The organism is Streptomyces sp. SID14436 (assembly GCF_010548465.1).
In the GTDB taxonomy this organism is placed as follows: domain Bacteria; phylum Actinomycetota; class Actinomycetes; order Streptomycetales; family Streptomycetaceae; genus Streptomyces.
Window position 1 is genome coordinate 1 of record NZ_JAAGMD010000202.1, and the last position, 1,225, is coordinate 1,225.

Below are 1,225 nucleotides of genomic sequence, written 5' to 3' on the forward strand. Positions count from 1 at the left end.
TGCTCCCGGTGGTCGCACCAGCCGCACAGCTTGGTGGGCCGCGGACGCCAGTCACCCGTCTCGGTGGCCTGCCGGATCGCGTCCCACAGGGCCAGCAGCTTGCGCTCGACCCGCTCCAGATCGGCGAGCACGGGGTCGTACGTCAGCACGTCGCCGCTGCCCAGGTACACCAGCTGCAGACGGCGCGGCACGACGTTCTTCAGCCGCCACACCACCAGCGCGTAGAACTTCATCTGGAACAGCGCGCCCTCGGCGTACTCCGGACGCGGTGCCTTCCCCGTCTTGTAGTCGACGATGCGCACGTCGCCGGTGGGCGCCACGTCGACCCGGTCGATGATCCCGCGCAGGGTCAGCCCGGAATCCAGCCGCGCCTCGACGAACAGTTCCCGCTCCGCCGGCTCCAGCCGGCTGGGGTCCTCCAGCGTGAACCACCGCTCGACCAGCTGCTCCGCCTCCGCCAGCCACCGGGCCAGCCGCTCGCCCCCCGGATCCTCGGCGAACAGCTCCTCCACCTCCGGTCTGCTCTCCCGGAGCCGCTCCCACTGCCCCGGCAGCAGCGCCTTGGCGCGCGGCGCGGTCCGCTCGGCGGCCGGGGCGTCGAACAGCCGCTCCAGCACGGCGTGCACCAGGGTGCCCCGGGTGGCGGCCTCGCTGGGCTTCTCCGGCAGCCGGTCGATGACCCGGAACCGGTACAGCAGCGGGCACTGCATGAAGTCACTGGCACGGGACGGGGACAGCGAGGCGGGCGGCAGCGCGGCAGCACCGCTCACCGCGGCCGCGTCGGCCGCCTCGGCCGGGGCCCTGGGCGGTGCGTCCGGCGCCGGCGGTGTCCGGTCCGCGACCGCCGGGCCGCTCTCGGGCCGTGCCGGGTCCTCCGTGCTCGTCTCCATGCCCCAGACCTTACGGCCCGGCGCCGACATCGACGGCAGGGCGGGGGCGCCTGTGGACAACCGCCCGATGGTGACCGGAGTGGCAGAACGGGAAGGAGGTCGGGTGCAGGCGCTGTTGCACAGGGGAAGGGACAGGGGTGCCGAGGGGAAACGGGCGGCAACGGCCGCATACCATCGACACGAGACCCTCCCGCCCGGATGGCGCGGGAGACGCAGCGAACGAGGGGACACCGGTGGAGGCAAGTGGCGGGCGCGGGCGGCCGCGGTCCGGCAACGACGAATCGACCGAGCACCTCTCGGGCCGCCCGGAACCGGCCCCCGACGACACCACCACC

At 74.0% G+C, this 1,225-nt stretch carries 1 protein-coding gene; it reads right to left on the reverse strand.

Annotated elements, in window-relative coordinates:
• On the reverse strand, positions 1 to 890 hold an 890-nt coding region (locus G3I53_RS07260; RefSeq protein ID WP_164438144.1), incomplete at its 3' end, for a PD-(D/E)XK nuclease family protein.
• Positions 891 to 1,225 lie beyond the last annotated feature (335 nt).